Raw genomic sequence first — 18,828 nt, forward strand, 5'->3', positions numbered from 1 at the left:
AGCGTTTGCGTAAGTCAATCATTTTTGACAAAAAAATATAAAAAAACACCTCAACTGCTAAACCAATAGCAATTAAGGTGTTAATTTTCATTCATAAAAACCACTAGAAAGGGAATTTATTTGTCTTCAACATGCAATTGACGGACACTTTCACGCTCTCTCAAGGTAAAAGGAACAATGATTTTTTCAGTAATCGCTGTCTCAGGAGATTTAATCAATTCGACCAATCGTCTGAAACTAGTTCGGCCCAAATTAGCAACATTAATATCAAATGTTGTCATATAAGGGTGAATCAAAGTGGAATAGGCTGAGTTATTGAAGGTGATAATTGAAATATCATCAGGAACCTTCAATTGATAATAAGATAAGAACTGTACTAATCGAACTGAAATTGTATCAGCAATTACAATCAGAGCCGTTGCTTTACTTGATTCAATTTTTTCAATTAATGCTTCCATAATCATTGGATCTCTACGATCAAACAAAAGTGCTTTATCGATTGTCAAACCAAGCTTTTCCATACCTCGAAGATAACCAAAATAACGTTCTGATGACACTTCAGATTTTAAATCATCCGTAACAAATAGAATCTCACGATGTCCTTTTTGATAAAGATATTCAACTGCTTTTTTACCCATCAATTGGTTATCATTATCTATGTAAGTAATATCATTTTCGAAACCTTCGGGAGCACCGACAATCACAAAAGGTACATTATTATCCATCAGATACTTACGAACTGGATCTTCTGGATCAGAGTATAAGATAATAAATCCGTCTACTCGCTTTTGGCGATACATTAATTTTACTTGTTCTTCTAATTCATCAACTGTCATACCGGTTGCAATAGAAACCGTAAAATCATTTAATTTCGCTTCACTAGTTATAGTAGAAAGAATTTGCATAAAGAATGGTTCGTTCAAACGATCTGGTGTGATTAACGGTGGAAAAATAAAACCAACATTATACGTTAACCCACTGGCTAACATTTGGGCAGCTACATTAGGAACATAACCTAACTCTGCCATCGCTTTCCGAACTTTGTCTTTTGTTTTCTGAGAAATGGATTTACTATCCTTCAAAACACGGCTAACCGTCGAAGGATTGACGCCAGCTTTAGCCGCTACATCTTTAATTGTAACCATCTAAGTCTCCTTTGCATCTTACATTTTATAATAGATTTACTGTACTGACAAGGTTTTAGAGGTAAAAACTCTTATTTTTATCCCCTATTATACATAAATAAGATTTTTCTACAATTGTTTGCTTTATTTTGTGATATTTTTTAGAATGTTATTGTTTTTTCAGGCTATTTTATAGTAAAAACTGAATAGTATATATCAGATTGATGCTCTTTTTATCAGTTTTTTTATTTGACCTTTAAAGTTTTTTAAACTTTTTTTACAAAAAATGCTTGACATTAACTGCAAACGGTTGCATAATGAATAGGTGTAAATAATATTACTAATCTTTCTCTAGGAGGGGAAACTTATGAAGAACAACACATGGAAAAAAATGGTCCTTGCTGGTGCAGGTTTAACACTTGCCGGAAGCGCTTTAGTTGCTTGCTCAAATAACTCATCAACTAAATCGTCTTCTGCATCTGACAGCAAGACAATCAAACTTTGGGTACCAACTGGTGCTAAAAAATCTTACACTGCTATTGTTAAAGATTTCGAAAAAGAATCTGGCTACACCGTTAAGATGGTTGAATCAAACGATTCAAAAGCACAAGAAAACGTTAAAAAAGACCCGCAAAAAGCTGCTGATGTCTTCTCACTTCCACACGATCAACTTGGTCAACTAGTTGAATCTGGTGTTATCCAAGAAGTTCCTGAAGATTATGCCAAAGAAATTGCTACTAACGATACTGATCAAGCAGTAGCTGGTGCAAAATACAATGGTAAAACTTACGCTTTCCCATTTGGTATCGAATCACAAGTTCTCTTCTATAACAAATCAAAACTTTCTGCTGACGATGTTGCTAACTATGAAACAATCACAAGCAAAGCAACTTTTGGTGCAACATTCAAAGCTATGAACGCTTACGCAACTGCTCCACTCTTCATGTCAGTCGGTGATACACTATTTGGTGAAAATGGTGAAACCGTTGACGGTACTAACTGGGGTAACGATGCTGGTGTATCAGTTCTTCAATGGATTGCTGATCAAAAATCAAACAAAGGTTTCGTTAACTTGACTGCTGAAAATGCAATGTCTAAATTCGGTGACGGAAGTGTTGCTTCACTTGAATCAGGTCCTTGGGATCTTAAAGCTGCACAAGATGCTGTTGGTAAAGATAACCTTGGTATCGCTGTTTATCCAAAAATCTCAATCGGCGGTAACGAAGTACAACAAAAAGCTTTCCTTGGTGTGAAACTCTTCGCTGTTAACCAAGCTCCTGCAGGTTCAGATACAAAACGTATCGCTGCTTCTTACAAACTTGCTTCTATGCTTACTAGTGCAGAAAGCCAAGAAAACCAATTCACTTATGAAGGTCGTAACATTATTCCTGCTAACAAAGAAGTTCAATCATCAGATAAAGTTCAATCAGATGAATTGGCTCAAGCAGTTATCAAGATGGCTTCATCATCAGGCTACACTGTCGTAACACCTAAACTTAGTCAAATGACTACATTCTGGACTGAAAGCGCTGCACTTCTCAGCGATGTCTACAATGGTAAAATTCAAAGTGGTGACTACCTCGCTAAATTGCAACAATTTGACAAAGATTTAGCTAACGCTAAGTAAGATGTTCTAAAGTGGGGAGTTACATCCCCACTTTATTTTTAGGGAAACTCTTGTCGGAGTTATTGCTAAGAACTTTAAGATTAAATTTTTAGCAGTGACTTCCAACAAGATTAATAAAAGGAGTTTTGTATGACTAATTCACACTATTTTGACAGTGTATCAGTTACTGAGGCTTTTAAAAAGGGAAAATTTGATACCAAACTGTCATTTCTGATTATGGGATTCTCAAATCTTTACCATAAACAGATTATTAAAGGTTGTTTGTTTTTACTATCAGAGATTCTTTTCTTAATCACTTTCTTCTCTCAGATTATTCTAAACTTGCAAGGATTAATCACTCTGGGAACTCACCAACAAGGTCTTGTTGAACAAACCGTCAATGGGATTAAGATGAAGGTTGCTGTTGATAGCGATAACTCAATGTTAATGCTTATTTTCGGTCTTGCTTCTCTTATCTTCTGCCTTGTCTTTGCTTACATTTATTGGTGTAACCTTAAGAGCGCTAGAAATATTTATGTCATCGATAAAGAAGGTTTGAAAGTTCCTACCTTTAAAGAAGACTTTGAAACATTGGCAAACGGTCGTTTCCACATGACTTTGATGGCAGTCCCAATGATTGGGGTTCTTCTCTTCACTATCTTGCCATTAATTTATATGATTTGTTTGGCCTTCACAAGTTATGACCACAATCACCTACCACCGAAAAGTTTATTTGACTGGGTTGGTCTTGCTAACTTCGGTAATATCTTTAACGGTCGTATGGCAGGAACATTCTTCCCAGTTCTTTCTTGGACTTTGATTTGGGCAGTATTTGCTACAGTAACAAACTTCTTCTTTGGTATTGTCTTAGCACTTATTATCAATACTAAAGGTTTGAAATTGAAAAAAATGTGGCGTACAATCTTCGTTATCACAATTGCCGTACCACAATTCATTTCTCTTCTTATCATGAGAAACTTGCTCAGTGATGCTGGTCCAGTCAATGCATTCCTTGAAAAAGTCGGACTTATCTCTGCTGCAAACCCATTGCCTTTCTTGTCAGATCCACTTTGGGCTAAATTCTCAATCATCATCGTTAACATGTGGGTAGGTATTCCTGTCACAATGCTTGTCGCTTCAGGTATTATCATGAACCTTCCACAAGAACAAATTGAAGCCGCTGAAATCGATGGTGCCAATAAATTCCAAATCTTTAAATCAATCACATTCCCTCAAATCTTACTTGTGATGATGCCAAACTTGATTCAACAATTTATTGGTAACATCAACAACTTCAACGTTATCTACCTTCTTACTGGTGGTGGTCCTACTAACTCTAACTTCTACCAAGCTGGTAGCACAGACTTGCTTGTTACTTGGCTCTACAACTTAACAGTTACTGCAGCTGACTACAACCTTGCTTCTGTTATCGGTATTCTCATCTTTGTTCTTTCTGCTGTATTTAGTCTCTTGGCTTACACAAGAACAAATTCTTACAAGGAAGGGGTTGCTAAATAATGAAAAACAAAAAACGATTAACACTGACTTTTGTCTATATTTTATTGATTGTTTTATCAATCATCTGGCTCTTTCCAATCGTTTGGGTTGTTCTTACTAGCTTCCGTGGCGAAGGAACAGCATACGTTAACTACTTCATTCCAAAAACTTGGACGCTAGATAATTACATTAAACTATTTACTTCAGATGCCTTTCCATTCGGGCAATGGTTCTTGAATACATTATTCGTCGCTTCTGCTACTTGTGTAATTTCAACATTCATCACCGTTGCTATGGCATACTCACTTAGTCGTATCAAATTCAAACACCGCAATGGTTTTTTGAAATTAGCACTTGTGCTTAATATGTTCCCTGGTTTCATGAGTATGATTGCTGTTTACTACATCTTAAAAGCATTCAACCTTGACCAAACATTGCTTGCGCTTATCCTAGTTTACTCTGCTGGTGCAGCACTTGGATTCTACATTGCTAAAGGATTCTTTGATACAATTCCTTACTCACTCGATGAATCTGCCATGATCGATGGAGCTACTCGCGCTGATATTTTCTTTAAAATCACTCTCCCACTTTCAAAACCAATCATTGTCTACACAGCGCTTATGGCTTTCATCGGTCCTTGGATTGATTTCATCTTTGCTAAGGTTATCCTAGGTGATGCGACAAGTAAATACACTGTTGCCATTGGCCTATTCTCAATGTTGCAACAAGATACCATCAATGACTGGTTCATGTCATTCACTGCTGGTTCAGTTCTTATCGCTGTTCCAATCACATTGCTCTTCATGTTTATGCAAAAATACTACGTTGAAGGCATTACTGGTGGTTCAGTTAAATAAGAAGAAGTTCAATCTCTTCTCCCTTTCTATTATTAATTATCAAAAAAAGCTTGGAACAATTGTCCCAGGCTTTTTGATTGTTTAAAATCTGGTTATTTAATAGGAAGAAAACTTATTATTCTTACCAAAATTCGCGTAAGAAATCGTCTTTTAAGCGTTCACGATAAAAGAGTTCATTGAGGTTATCTTCTTCAAAAACACGTAGCAAATTTAACATGTCATAAGCTAAGTCAAGATTAGGTAAGTCTTTTCTGGCTACCCATTTAATTTCTCCCTCATCGGTCGAATGCATCTCACCTTCGAAATCTGATGTACGGTATAGAAAGACTAAGTAACGTTCATCTTCTTTGGTATACCAATGTTTCATCCCAACTAACTGAGGATTTTTAATGTTTAAACCTGTTTCTTCTTTAACCTCACGGATAACTGATTCTACCAATCCTTCATGAGCTTCAATATGTCCTCCAGGAAGAGCATAGCCTGACCAAGGATAACGTTTTGGGTCACGAACCTGCATGACGACATTGCCTTTGCCATCTTTAATTAAGCACATATTAGTTAAAATCACACGTTGTGCACGAGACATTTTCTTACATTTTCCCTTCTAATCCATTGCTTTCAATTCCAACACCATATCACGCAATTGAGCAGCGAGCTCGAAATCAAGCATTTCAGCAGCTTCATGCATTTGTTTTTGAAGTTTCTTGATAGCTTCTTTACGTTCAGTTTTATTCATGCTGCTGTAGTCAGGTGTGTCTTCAGCAACGTCTGTTTCGTTTGCTTTAGAAATTGAAATCAAATCACGAATATCTTTCTTGATTGTTTGCGGGATAATACCATGTTCTTCATTGTAACGCATTTGAATTTCACGACGACGTGCCGTCTCATCCATAGCTTTTTGCATAGATTCTGTAATCTTATCAGCATACATAATAACATGTCCTTCGCTATTACGAGCTGCACGACCAATCGTTTGAATCAGACCTCGTTCATTTCGAAGGAAACCTTCTTTATCCGCATCAAGGATAGCGACCAAGCTAACTTCTGGCACGTCAATCCCTTCACGCAGCAAATTAATCCCAATCAAAACATCAAAAACACCTAAACGCAAATCACGAATAATCTCGGTACGTTCCAAAGTCTTGATATCTGAGTGCATGTATTTGACTTTAACACTCATTTCTTTGAGGTAATCTGTCAAATCTTCTGCCATTTTCTTAGTTAATGTCGTGATAAAGGTACGTTCACCTTTTTCAACACGAGCATTGATTTCACCAAGAAGGTCATCCATTTGCCCCATCGTCGGACGTACTTCCACTTCAGGATCAAGTAGACCTGTCGGACGGATTATTTGTTCAACGACAGTATCGGTTTGTTCTAGTTCATAATCACCAGGTGTCGCTGAGACGTAAACAATTTGGTGAACATGACTTTCAAACTCTTCACGACGAAGCGGACGGTTATCAAGTGCACTTGGCAAGCGGAAGCCATAGTTAACCAACATTTCCTTACGTGAACGGTCACCATTATACATTCCCTTAATCTGTCCCATAGTCATGTGACTTTCATCAACCATAATCAAAAAGTCTTCTGGGAAGAAATCAAGTAGAGTAAATGGTGGCTCACCTTCTGAACGTCCATCCATATAACGAGAATAGTTTTCGACACCATTTGTATAGCCCATCTCACGAAGCATTTCGACATCATATTCTGTCCTTTGGCGAATACGCTGTGCTTCAATGAGTTTGCCTTCAGCTTCGAATTGCTTAACTTGCTCTTTCATTTCTGCTAGAATTTTTTGAATGGCTTCTTCCATGTGTTCTTCATTGGTCATGAAGTGGGTTGCTGGGAAAATCGCCAAATGATCAACATCACCTAAAACTTTACCTGTCAAGCTTTCGATTTCTCGGATACGGTCAATTTCATCACCGAAGAATTCGACACGAAAGGCATGTTCATCTCGGCTGGCTGGAAAAATTTCAACCACATCACCGCGCACACGAAAGCGACCACGTTGAAAATCAATGTCATTTCGTTCAAATTGAATATCAACCAAGTCATTTAATAATTGGTCACGTGAGATTTCCTGACCTGGACGAAGACTGACGACACTGTCCGCATATTCTTTCGGTGACCCCAAACCATAAATGCATGATACGGACGCAACGACAATAACATCATTTCGTTCTAGAAGCGATGACGTTGCTGAGTGGCGTAGCTTATCAATTTCATCATTGACTGAGCTATCTTTTTCAATATAGGTGTCACTTGATGGCACATAAGCTTCGGGTTGGTAATAGTCATAGTAAGACACAAAGTACTCAACCGCATTTTCTGGGAAGAATTCCTTGAATTCCCCGTAGAGCTGACCTGCCAAGGTCTTGTTATGAGCAATAACTAGGGTTGGTTTATTAACTTTAGCAATGACTTGACTCATCGTATAGGTCTTACCAGTACCTGTTGCTCCGAGAAGAATCTGAGCTTTTTCTCCCCCTTCAATATTATCAACTAAAGTCTCAATTGCCTGTGGCTGATCACCAGAAGGCTCATATTTTGAGACTAATTTAAAATGATTATCTTCTATTCTATCTATCATAGTATTCCTCAAACTATCTTTATTACCTTCATTTTATCATAAATAAAGGTAAAATACTCCCATTTGATATGGCTTCTTCTTCACTCTTGCTTCTCATGTTAGGTTTTCTAACATGAGATAAAACTTAAGTTGCTTAAGTGTCTGAATTTTGATATAATTAATGTAATCTATTCTAAAGGAGACTAACATGAAGCACAAATTGAAAGCTATTATGCTAGCAATGGTTTCTGCAATCTTTGTGTTTGGTGCAAATGCTAACGCTGATACAATTAGTATCGTGTCAGACACAGCTTACGCCCCATTCGAATTCAAAGATTCAGATCAAGTTTATAAAGGTATTGACGTTGACATTATTAACGAAGTCGCAAACCGAGAAGGTTGGAATATCGATATGACATTCCCTGGTTTCGACGCAGCAGTTAATGCGGTTCAAGCTGGTCAAGCCGATGCCCTTATGGCTGGTACAACAGTCACAGAAGCTCGTAAAAAAGTCTTCACGTTCTCAGATACTTATTACGATACAGCTGTTGTTGTCTACACTCGTAGTGATGCTAAAGTGTCTAACTATAAACAACTGTCAGGTAAAACTGTTGGTGTTAAAAACGGAACTGCTGCACAAGCATTCCTTAAAGAAAATCAAAATAAATATGGCTATAAAATCAAAACTTTTGATACAAGCGACTTGATGAACAACAGCCTAGATGCTGGTTCTATCTACGCTGCTATGGATGACCAACCTGTTGTCCAATACGCTATTAGCCAAGGTAAAAACTACGCTATCAACATCGACGGTGAAAAAGTCGGAAGCTTCGCTTTTGCTGTTAAAAAAGGAAGCAAATACGAATACCTCATCGACGAATTTAACCAAGCTTTTGCTGAAATGAAAAAAGATGGTACTTACGATGCTATCATGGCAAAATGGCTCGGTGATTCTGATAAAGCTGCTGATCAATCAAGTGTTGTTGCCTCAAGCAGCCTAAAATTATCTGGTGACGCTTCTGCAAAAGCAACTCCAGTCAAATCAAGTTATAAAATCGTTATGGATTCTTCATTTGCCCCATTTGAATACCAAAATGACTCAGGTAAATATGAAGGAATCGACGTTGACTTAATCAAAGCTATCGCAAAACAACAAGGTTTTAACATTGAAATCTCAAACCCAGGTTTTGATGCAGCACTTAACGCTGTCCAAACTGGTCAAGCTGATGGTGTTATGGCTGGTATGTCAATCACTGATGCGCGTAAAGAAATCTTTGATTTCTCAGATGCTTACTACACTTCAAACATCTTGCTTGCTGTTAAAAAGGAAAGCTCAGTAAAATCATACGATGACTTAAGCGGTAAAACTGTTGGTGCCAAAAATGGTACATCATCTTACACATGGTTGTCAGAACACGCTGCTCAATACGGCTACACACTTCGTGCCTTTGATGAAGCATCTACAATGTATGATAGTTTGAACTCTGGTTCAATCGAAGCCCTTATGGATGATGAAGCTGTCCTTCGTTATGCTATCAAACAAGGTCGTAACTTTGATACACCAATCGATGGTGAAAAATCTGGTGAATACGGATTTGCCGTAAACAAAGGCGCTAACCCAGAATTGCTTGAAATGTTCAACAACGGTCTTGCTGCACTTGTCAAATCAGGTGAATACGATAAAATCGTAAGCAAATACCTTGGTTCAACTGATTCTAAAAAATCAACATCATCAAGCGTTGATGAAACAACAATTTGGGGACTTATCAAAAACAACTACTCACAATTACTTACAGGTCTTGGAACAACTCTTAGTCTAACACTAATTTCATTTGCAATCGCTATGGTTATCGGTATCATCTTTGGTATGATGGCAGTTGCTCCAAACAAAGTCCTTCGTACAATTTCAGCAATCTTTGTTGACGTCGTACGTGGTATTCCATTGATGATTGTTGCTGCATTCATCTTCTGGGGAATTCCGAACCTCATTGAATCAATGACAGGACACCAAAGCCCAATCAATGACTTCCTTGCTGCTACTATCGCTCTTTCATTGAATGCTGGTGCTTATATCGCTGAAATCGTTCGTGGTGGTATTGAAGCTGTTCCAAAAGGACAAATGGAAGCAAGTCGAAGCCTTGGTATTTCATACGGTAAGACAATGAAAAAAGTTATCTTGCCACAAGCAGTTCGTTTAATGTTACCAAACTTCATCAACCAATTTGTTATCTCACTTAAAGATACAACAATCGTTTCTGCAATTGGTCTTGTTGAACTCTTCCAAACTGGTAAAATCATTATTGCACGTAACTACCAATCATTCCGAATGTACGCTATCTTAGCAATCATCTACCTTGTAATGATCACCCTTTTGACTCGTTTAGCAAAACGTCTAGAAAAGAGGCTTAAATAATGGCAGAATTAAAAATTGATGTACAAGATTTGCATAAATCTTATGGAGATAATGAAGTCTTAAAAGGAATTACAACACAATTCCACGAAGGTGATGTTGTCTGCATCATTGGACCTTCTGGTTCTGGTAAATCAACTTTCCTTCGTACGCTTAACCTTCTTGAAACAATCACAAGTGGTAAAGTCATTGTCGACGGTTATGAACTATCTGATCCAAATACTGACGTCGATAAAGTTCGTGAAAACATCGGTATGGTATTCCAACACTTCAACCTTTTCCCACACATGACTGTTCTTGAAAACATCACTTTCGCTCCTATCGAATTAGGAAAAGAAAGCAAAGAAAATGCTGAAAAACACGCTATGGAACTTCTTGCAAAAGTTGGTCTTGCTGATAAACGCGATGCCAAACCAGATAGCCTATCTGGTGGTCAAAAACAACGTGTCGCTATCGCACGTAGCTTGGCAATGAATCCTGATATCATGCTCTTTGACGAACCAACTTCTGCACTTGACCCAGAAATGGTTGGTGACGTTCTTGGTGTTATGAAAGACTTGGCAGAGCAAGGCATGACCATGTTAATCGTTACTCACGAAATGGGATTTGCTCGTAAAGTTGCCAACCGTGTCATCTTTACAGACGGTGGACAATTTATTGAAGATGGAACACCAGAGCAAATCTTTGATAACCCACAACACCCACGTCTAAAAGACTTCTTGAACAAAGTATTGAACGTCTAATAAATCAAAAAACTAGGTTTTAAGACCTAGTTTTTTGATGCCTTCATATTGACCAAATGACAATATTTTCTTTTAACAATCTTTATTAAAACTTTGACTTCCATTTTTGCTTTTGGTAGACTGAAGGTAAATTATCAAGATAAGCTACAAACTAAACCTCACCCTAATAGCTTAGGGATTACCTCACTTATATTGATAGAAAACTCCTTTTTAAGCGAGATAAGAGCGCCAAGGTAGCAAATCCATAACTTTTTTCTGTGTAAAATCAGTAGGCAACTACTGTTTAATATAAGGAGGACTTTTATATGTCTAAGTATACTGGTACTCAAAACGAAAAAAATTTATAAGCTGCATTTGCTGGTGAATCTCAAGCACGCAACAAATACACTTTCTTTGCTTCAAGAGCAAAAAAATGGCTTTGAACAAATCGCAGAACTTTTCTTGAAGACTGCTGACAACGAAAAAGAACACGCCAAAATGTGGTATAAAGAACTCTTTGGCATCGGTGATACTGCCGAAAACTTGGAAACTGCTGCAGATGGTGAAAACTACGAATGGACAGATATGTACGTTGAATTCGCCAAAACAGCCGAAGAAGAAGGTTTCCCTCAACTTGCTAAAAAATTCCTCATGGTTGCTGAAATTGAAAAGCACCACGAAGAACGCTACCGTGCTCTTCTCAAAAATATCGAAACTGCTACGGTCTTTAAAAGGGGCGAAGTTAAGATTTCGGAATGCCGCAACTGTGGTCACATTATTATTGGTACAAAAGCACCAAAAGTTTGCCCAGTCTGCGCTCACGCTCAATCCTACTTCGAAGTTCGAGCTGAAAATTATTAATTTCAAAAATCCTCAGCTTTTTGACTGGGGATTTTCGTATATTCTTTGACAAAAAGAGCATCCTTTTCCTAAAATGAAAGCAAATCAAGTAGGAGGATATTTAACGATGAACAACTAAGAGCAAAACGTTTTGGTATACCATATCAGGTTTTGTTTTTAGTGCACTTCTCTATTCTCTTGCTTATCCATCAGGCGTGTTGGGTATTTTTAATGTTGACCATAATGAGATTCACACTCTACCTACTATGGTAGAGTGTGTTTTTTTGAAAGAGAGGCTCTTATGCTAAAAATTAATCAGTTAAAATATTTCACTGCTTACCTCAGTTAACAACAGCTATAACAACAACTAAAAAAGCCCAGCCAAGAAGCTGAGCTTAAGTAGGGGTACAGATTAAGATTCTTGGTCTTCTGCTTCGCCTGCTTTTTCTTTAGCTAATTTTTCGCGCTCCAAACGCAAACGTCGATTTGGATTAAGAGTATTGAAAAGTTCTTCTAGCTTTTCAGCATTCCAAACATCGGCTGCTGATACAAAATTACCATCTTTATCTCGAAAAGATATCGGTTTATCACCCATAAGAACCTCCCATTTAAATATATCTATAAAACTTGTTATCGTTGATAAACACCCGCTACTACGTAAAATACTAATCCATTTTCGAACTAGTAAGATGCCTAGGCAACGCTCCATAGAGCTTGCCACAACTGTTAATTAGTATACCAATTAGTAACAGCTAACATATCAATCAAACACGTCCTACGAGCCTAGCAAAAAAGGGAATTTTATCTAGAGCTCATTGTTCTTCGTTAAAATTCCTATTTTTGCTTTGCTCGCTTAACGGACTTTGTATCTTATATTAATCCACGAATTCGAATTCGAAGTTACCAATACGAACGATATCTCCGTCTTTAGCACCGCGTTCACGAAGGGCTTCATCGACACCCATACCGCGCAATTGACGGGCAAATTTCATAACTGATTCATCACGTTCCATATTTGTCATGACAAAGAGTTTTTCAAGTTTTTCACCTGACAATACCCAAGCAGCATCGTTATCACGTGAAATTTCAAACGGACGTTCGTCTGGATCAAATCCGTAGTAAACTTCTTCACCAATCATGTCATCTTCAGTGTAAAGCAAGAATTCATCAGTCTTATCAAGCAATTCTGCTGTTGCTTCCATCAGATTTTCCAAACCTTGGTGAGCTAAGCTTGAAATTGGAAAAATCATTGGCATTTCATCGAAATCATCGTAATTTGCTGCCAATTTTTCTTTGAAGACTTTCAAGTTTTCCTCTGCTTCTGGCATGTCCATTTTGTTAGCAACGATGATTTGTGGACGTTCCATCAAACGAAGGTTGTAAGTTTCAAGTTCATTATTGATTGAAACATAATCTTCGTAAGGGTCACGACCTTCACTTGCTGACATGTCGATAACGTGCAAGATAACACGTGTACGCTCGATGTGACGAAGGAATTGTGTTCCAAGACCTACACCTTGTGAAGCTCCTTCAATTAATCCTGGAAGGTCAGCCATAGCAAAGCTGTCACCTGATTTTGTGCGAACCATACCAAGGTTAGGCACAATTGTTGTAAAGTGATAAGCACCGATTTTGGGTTTAGCAGCTGTAACAACACTTAGTAATGTAGATTTACCAACTGATGGGAACCCAACCAAACCAACATCAGCCAAGATTTTTAATTCAAGTTGAAGTTCACGTTCTTCACCTGGTTCACCATTTTCGGCAATTTCTGGTGCAGGGTTACGTGGTGTCGCAAAGCGGATGTTACCACGTCCACCGCGTCCACCATGAGCCACAACAAATTCTTGACCATTTTCAACAAGGTCAGTGATAACTTTATTTGTCTCAGCATCACGAACAGTTGTTCCTTGTGGGACACGAACAATAAGGTCTTCTGCACCACGTCCGTGCATTCCTTTTGTCATCCCTTTTTCACCAGATTTAGCTTTAAAAATACGGTTGTAACGGAAGTCCATCAATGTACGAAGTCCTTCGTCAACTTTAAAGATGACTGAACCACCTTTACCACCGTCACCTCCCCAAGGACCGCCATTAGGGACATATTTTTCACGACGGAAGGCAACCATGCCATCACCACCACGACCAGCTTTAACGCTGATTTTGGCAGTATCTAAAAACATACTCATTATTAATTCCTATTCTTTCATTGTAATAACAATTGCATTAAAATTGGATGTGCAAAAGCATAAAAAAACGCCTCTTCAGCGTTCTTTAAATAATTGAACCAATAGCAGTCGCAATAAGACCACCTACAGTTACTAGAACCATTAAGATAACAACTACTAAAGTCAGTTTTTCAAACGCTGTTTTTTTACGTGGTCCGTTTTCACCAAATGCCACCTTAATACACCTCGCTCAATTGATTTTATTACTATTATCTTAACATGATTAGGCTAAATAATCAAATAAGTACTGCAAGAAATTTACAATTCAATGTCAAATATTTCTAGTTTCGCTAGCTCTTCTGCTGTCAATCGACGCCACTCACCGAGTGATAAATTTTCATCCAACTGTAATGGCCCCATACTCAAACGTTCTAAATCTGTGACTTCCTTGCCACAAGCTAAAACCATGCGTTTGACTTGGTGGAATTTTCCTTCTTTGATTGTGATAGCAACTAAGCTTGTCTTTGTAACTTCATCAATTTCTAAAATCTCTAGTTGCGCTGGTTGACACGTGAAATCTTTCAACTCGATGCCTTTAGCAAAACGTTCGACATCTTCTGCTGTCATAATCCCAGCTACTTTAGCACGATACAACTTATCAACATGCTTTTTAGGCGAAAGCATAACATGAGCAAGTTTACCATTATTTGTTAAAAGCAAAAGCCCATGAGTATCAATATCTAATCGCCCAACGGGAAAGGCTTCTTTATCCCAAGCTGTCTTATCCAGCAAATCTAGGACCGTTTTATGATGATTGTCCTCGGTTGCAGAAATGACCCCTTTTGGTTTATTAAGCATGTAATAAACGTATTTTTCATAAGACAGATTTTGTCCCCGACAAATGACTTGATCTACTTTTTCATCGATTTGTGTCTTAGGAGAGGTTTCGATTTTTCCATTGACAGAGACTTGCTTTTTCTTAAGAAGCTGTTTGACTTCTGTGCGTGAGCCCTGACCTACTTCAACTAAAAATTTATCTAAACGCATATATTTCCTTTTACTAATATGATACTTTCATTGTACCATTTTTTAAGTCATAAAAAAACAAGACTCGATAGGCTCGAACCTTGTCTCATTATTACTAGAATGATTTATTTTTTGTATGCGTAAGTGAAGTCAACTTGCAATCCTGTTGAGTTACGAACAAGACCTTTAAGGTCAGGATTTTGAAGTGACTTAGTGCTACGGAAGTAGATTGGGTTGTAAAGTGCGTTATCGTAAAGTGCTTTTTCAGCAGCTTTATAATCATCAGCAGCAGCTTGTGCATCTAATGCATCAGTAGTGATTGCTTTTTTGTATGCAGCATCGTAATCAGCATTTGAGAATTTACCGTAGTTGTATGATGAATCAGTTGTGAAGAGTCCATAGAATGTTGAACCTTCTGGATAGTCACCACCCCAAAGAACAAGAGCAACATCAAAGTTTTGGTTCTTAGTATCTTCTAGACGTTGTTTGAAAGTAACAAATTTTTCTTCAACTTTCAATCCTGGAAGAGCTTCTTCCCAAGTTTGTTTGATGTAGTCAACTGAAGCTTTTGCAACCGGTGCATCTGAGTCAGCTGTGATAGTCAATTTAACTGAGTCTGTACCAAGTTCTGAAAGACCTTCTTTGAAGAGTTTTGCAGCTTCTTTCTTATCATAGCTGTAACCAGGTGATACGTATTTAGTCAAGTCTGTTCCATCAGGAAGTTTTTCAAGACCTGTTGGAACAAGCGCTGTTGCAGCTTTTGAACCAGTATCGATAGCAGCTTTAACGATACCTTCACGGTCAGTTGCTAAGTTAAGGGCTTGACGGATTTTAGTATTGTTCAAAGCAGTAACTGTACCAGTTTGGTTGTAAACCATGTAAGCTGTTGTTGCTTCTGGAACTGTAACTACATCGTCACGATTTTTATTTGCTTTGAATGTAGCTTCTGTATTTGAAATGTTTGCTGTATCAACGTCACCATCTTTGTACATTTGAACAGCTGTATCAGGTTTCTTGATTGTTTGGACGTTTACTTTCTTAGTTTTAACGTCTTTTGCATCCCAGTAATATTTGTTTTTCACAAGTGTGAAGTTACCGCTTGTACCGTTCCATTTTTTAACAGTGTATGGACCTGAGTACAAAGCTTTTTCTGATGTTGTACCATAGTCATCACCTGCTTTTTCAACAAATGCTTTACTTTGTGGCATGAAGTTAGCAAATGATAGAAGGCTCATAAATTGTGGAGATGGGTTAGACAAAGTAAAGATAACTTTGTTTCCGTCGGCTTTAACTCCAAGTTCATCAAGACCTTTTGTACCAGAAATAACTTCATCAGCGTTCAATACATGAGCATCTGATACTAGGTAAGAATATTCTGAAGCAGTTTTTGGATCTGCAATACGTTGCCATGTGTAAACAAAATCTTCTGCAGTCAAATCACTACCGTCTGACCATTTAAGACCATCACGCAATGTCGCAGTGTATGTCAAACCATCTTCTGAAACATCAACACTTTTAGCCAAATCTGGTTGCAATTTTCCATCTTTATCAACACGGAGAAGGTTACTTCCTGAGTTACCAATAGCAATTGATGAGTAAGTATCAGTTACTTTAGAAATATCAAGAGTACTGATTTCAGTTGGCACGAACCAATTGATATCTTTGCTAGCAGATTTTGATGATGCGTTATTTCCACCACATGCTGCTAGTGTAGCAACAGACAACAATGTGACAGCCCCAAGACCGACACGTTTTAAAGATTTAATATCCATAATGGATCCTCCTACCATATAACTTTCTTTCGGTATACAAGGTATTATAACACAATATTTTCTAAAAATACAGAAAATTTGTAAATTAATTAAAATTTCAAAAAGATTGCTTACACTTATTTTTCACTCATTTTGCAGACATTTAGACTAATAGTGCTGAAAATTGTTCATTATTTTATAAAAATTCACTTTTTTGGTGATTTACAATCAGTTTTCTTTTGTCATTTTTAGCGATTATTAGAGTTTTAATCACTCAAATAATCATACTTCTCAAAGCATTTTTCACTGTATAAAAGCTAACATCATTTTACATGTTTTTACATAAAAAGTATAAATATCACGCACAAAAAATAAGCCAAAATATCTGTTGGGCTTATTTGGTTAAACTAAATTCTAATGCTTATTTTTTATAAGCATGGCTAAAGTCCACTGTTAGACCTGTTGAGTTACGAACAAGTCCTTTAAGAGATGGATTTTGAAGCCATTTTGTACTACGGAAGAAGATTGGGTTGTAGTGTGCACCTTCGTAAAGAACTTTTTCTGCAGTCTTATAATCTTCTGCAGCAGCATCTGTATTCAAAGCATCTTCTGTGAGTGCTTTATTATAAGCAGCATCAAATTCATCACTAGATACTTTACCATAGTTGTATGCCGAAGTTGATGAGAACAAGCCATAGAATGTTGACCCTTCTGGATAATCTCCGCCCCAAGAAACTAGTGCAGCTTCAAAGTTTTGGTTTTTAGTATCTTCAAGACGTTGTTTGAAAGTTACAAATTTTTCTTCAATCTTCAATCCTGGAAGAGCTTCTTCCCAGCTTTGTTTGATGTAGTCAACAGCTGCTTTTGTCACAGCATCATCTGAATCAGCAGTCACTGTCAATTTAACTGAGTCTGTTCCAAGTTCTGCTAAACCTTCTTTAAATAATTTAGCGGCAGCTTTTTCATCATATTTATAACCTGGTTCAACATATTTAGAAAGGTCAGTACCATCAGTTAATTTAGCAAGACCTGGTGTTGCAAGAGCTGTGGCAGGTTTTGAACCTGTATCAATAGCTGCTTCGACAACTCCTTTACGGTCAGTCGCTAGGTTAAGCGCTTGACGGATTTTTTCATTAGCGAGAGGAGCTACTGAACCAGTTTCATTATAAACGATGTAAGTCATACGAGCTTCTGGAACTGGAACGGCATTTTTGTTACCTTTATTAGCTTTGTAGATAGATGATGTTGCTGAGATATTTGCTGTGTCTAGCTCACCATTTTTATACATTTGGACAGCGGTATCTGCTTTTTTGATTGCTTGAAGGTTAACTTTAGCAGTCTTGACGTTTTTAGCATCCCAGTAGTATTTATTTTTAACGAGTTTGAAAGTACCATCACTACCATTCCAATCTTTTACAGTGTATGGGCCTGAGTAGATTTGGTCTTTAGAAGTTGTAGCGTATTTGTCATCTTCTTTTTCAACAAATGCTTTTTTCTGTGGCATGAAGTTAGAAAAGGCAAGGTAATACTTGAACTGTGGACATGGACTTGTAAGGGTAAAGATAACTTTGTTGCCATCAGCTTTAACACCAAGCTGGTTAAGGTCAGAAAGTTCACCTGAGTTAATCTTGTCAGCATTCTCCAGATGAGATTCAACAGCTAGATAAGAATATTCAGAAGCTGTTTTCGGATCAACCATGCGTTGCCATGTGTAAACAAAGTCTTCTGCTGTCAAAGCACTGCCATCTGACCATTTAAGACCATCACGCAGTGTTGCTGTGTATGTCAAACCATCTTCTGACACTTCAACACTTTTTGCCAAATCTGGTTTTGGTTCACCTTTTTTGTCAACACGAAGAAGGTTACTTGATGAATTCCCAATTGCCAAAGCTGAATATTGGTCAGTGTGTTTTGAAATATCAAGTGACAAGATTTCAGTTGGTGTGTACCAATTGATTTCGTCTTTGTTAGCAGCTGATTTATTATCGCCACCACATGCAGCCAATAGAGCGACAGAAGCCAAACTTACCGCTCCCAAACCAACACGTTTCCAAGTTGATTTTCTTTCCATGAACTTTTTCCTCCTACCATAAACTTTCTTTCGGTATGTCTGGTATTATAACACACTATTTTCTAAAAATACAGAAAATTTTTAAAATTAATAAAAATTTCAAAAACTTACTTTATGATAGTAAGAAGCCATTTATGACTGAAAAATGGTGAAATTGCTTGAAAATACAAGCTTTTTTGGC

Annotated in this window: 15 protein-coding genes; 6 read left to right on the plus strand and 9 right to left on the minus strand. The window is 37.5% G+C overall.

The annotated features are described in order from the left end of the window. Positions 1-116: 116 nt before the first annotated feature. The gene (locus tag DQN23_RS05655; protein WP_058814057.1) at positions 117-1,145 is read right to left on the minus strand and encodes a LacI family DNA-binding transcriptional regulator; all 1,029 of its coding nucleotides are present in this window, start codon (positions 1,143-1,145) and stop codon (positions 117-119) included. A gap of 346 nt (positions 1,146-1,491) precedes the next feature. Here DQN23_RS05655 and DQN23_RS05660 point away from each other — a divergent pair, with 346 nt between their 5' ends. The 3 genes from DQN23_RS05660 to DQN23_RS05670 all read left to right on the plus strand — a co-directional run bounded on the left by DQN23_RS05660 (position 1,492) and on the right by DQN23_RS05670 (position 5,084). Next, the gene (locus DQN23_RS05660) at positions 1,492-2,751 is read left to right on the plus strand and encodes an extracellular solute-binding protein (RefSeq protein ID WP_058814058.1); all 1,260 of its coding nucleotides are present in this window, start codon (positions 1,492-1,494) and stop codon (positions 2,749-2,751) included. A 129-nt stretch (positions 2,752-2,880) separates the two neighbouring features. After that, positions 2,881-4,248 (plus strand): carbohydrate ABC transporter permease, encoded by a 1,368-nt coding sequence (locus DQN23_RS05665; RefSeq protein WP_111712893.1) that lies wholly within the window; start codon positions 2,881-2,883, stop codon positions 4,246-4,248. Next, complete coding sequence (locus DQN23_RS05670) at positions 4,248-5,084, plus strand: sugar ABC transporter permease (protein ID WP_013852034.1); 837 nt, start codon at positions 4,248-4,250, stop codon at positions 5,082-5,084. Before DQN23_RS05665 ends, DQN23_RS05670 begins: the two co-directional genes overlap by 1 nt. Positions 5,085-5,205: 121 nt before the next feature. On the opposite strand, the gene DQN23_RS05675 is transcribed toward DQN23_RS05670, so the two are convergent. Together DQN23_RS05675 and uvrB are read right to left on the minus strand one after the other, a co-directional pair. After that, positions 5,206-5,670 carry an 8-oxo-dGTP diphosphatase gene (locus DQN23_RS05675; protein ID WP_111712894.1) on the minus strand — a complete coding sequence of 155 codons (465 nt, stop codon included), beginning with the start codon at positions 5,668-5,670 and terminating at the stop codon, positions 5,206-5,208. 18 nt (positions 5,671-5,688) lie between these two features. Continuing rightward, entirely contained in the window at positions 5,689-7,680 is a 1,992-nt protein-coding gene (gene uvrB / locus DQN23_RS05680; protein WP_111698914.1) for an excinuclease ABC subunit UvrB, read from the minus strand. Positions 7,681-7,867: 187 nt separating this feature from the next. On the opposite strand from uvrB, the gene DQN23_RS05685 reads away from it, so the two are divergent. The 3 genes from DQN23_RS05685 (at position 7,868) to DQN23_RS05695 (ending at position 11,652) form a co-directional block, all read left to right on the plus strand. After that, positions 7,868-10,072, plus strand: coding sequence for an ABC transporter substrate-binding protein/permease (locus tag DQN23_RS05685; protein ID WP_111698916.1), 2,205 nt, complete (start codon positions 7,868-7,870; stop codon positions 10,070-10,072). Continuing rightward, the gene (locus DQN23_RS05690) at positions 10,072-10,812 is read left to right on the plus strand and encodes an amino acid ABC transporter ATP-binding protein (RefSeq protein ID WP_006532575.1); all 741 of its coding nucleotides are present in this window, start codon (positions 10,072-10,074) and stop codon (positions 10,810-10,812) included. The genes DQN23_RS05685 and DQN23_RS05690 overlap by 1 nt, the downstream gene beginning before the upstream one ends. A gap of 360 nt (positions 10,813-11,172) precedes the next feature. After that, entirely contained in the window at positions 11,173-11,652 is a 480-nt protein-coding gene (locus DQN23_RS05695; protein WP_278540990.1) for a rubrerythrin family protein, read from the plus strand. A gap of 391 nt (positions 11,653-12,043) precedes the next feature. Here the strand turns inward: DQN23_RS05695 and DQN23_RS05700 are convergent, their stop codons facing one another. The 6 genes from DQN23_RS05700 to DQN23_RS05725 form a co-directional block, all read right to left on the minus strand. Then, a complete protein-coding gene (locus DQN23_RS05700; protein ID WP_020917026.1) occupies positions 12,044-12,226 on the minus strand; it encodes a hypothetical protein in 183 nt (60 codons plus the stop codon). 280 nt (positions 12,227-12,506) lie between these two features. Next, the gene (gene obgE, locus DQN23_RS05705) at positions 12,507-13,820 is read right to left on the minus strand and encodes a GTPase ObgE (protein WP_111712895.1); all 1,314 of its coding nucleotides are present in this window, start codon (positions 13,818-13,820) and stop codon (positions 12,507-12,509) included. A gap of 85 nt (positions 13,821-13,905) precedes the next feature. Continuing rightward, a complete protein-coding gene (locus DQN23_RS05710; RefSeq protein ID WP_003065505.1) occupies positions 13,906-14,034 on the minus strand; it encodes a DUF4044 domain-containing protein in 129 nt (42 codons plus the stop codon). 83 nt (positions 14,035-14,117) lie between these two features. Further along, positions 14,118-14,846, minus strand: a complete 729-nt coding sequence (locus tag DQN23_RS05715) for a pseudouridine synthase (protein ID WP_111712896.1) — start codon at positions 14,844-14,846, stop codon at positions 14,118-14,120. Positions 14,847-14,950: 104 nt separating this feature from the next. Beyond that, complete coding sequence (locus DQN23_RS05720; RefSeq protein ID WP_111712897.1) at positions 14,951-16,597, minus strand: peptide ABC transporter substrate-binding protein; 1,647 nt, start codon at positions 16,595-16,597, stop codon at positions 14,951-14,953. A 400-nt stretch (positions 16,598-16,997) separates the two neighbouring features. Beyond that, positions 16,998-18,647, minus strand: a complete 1,650-nt coding sequence (locus DQN23_RS05725; protein ID WP_111712898.1) for a peptide ABC transporter substrate-binding protein — start codon at positions 18,645-18,647, stop codon at positions 16,998-17,000. Positions 18,648-18,828 lie beyond the last annotated feature (181 nt).

The sequence above is a fragment of the Streptococcus lutetiensis genome (assembly GCF_900475675.1).
Lineage (GTDB): Bacteria > Bacillota > Bacilli > Lactobacillales > Streptococcaceae > Streptococcus > Streptococcus lutetiensis.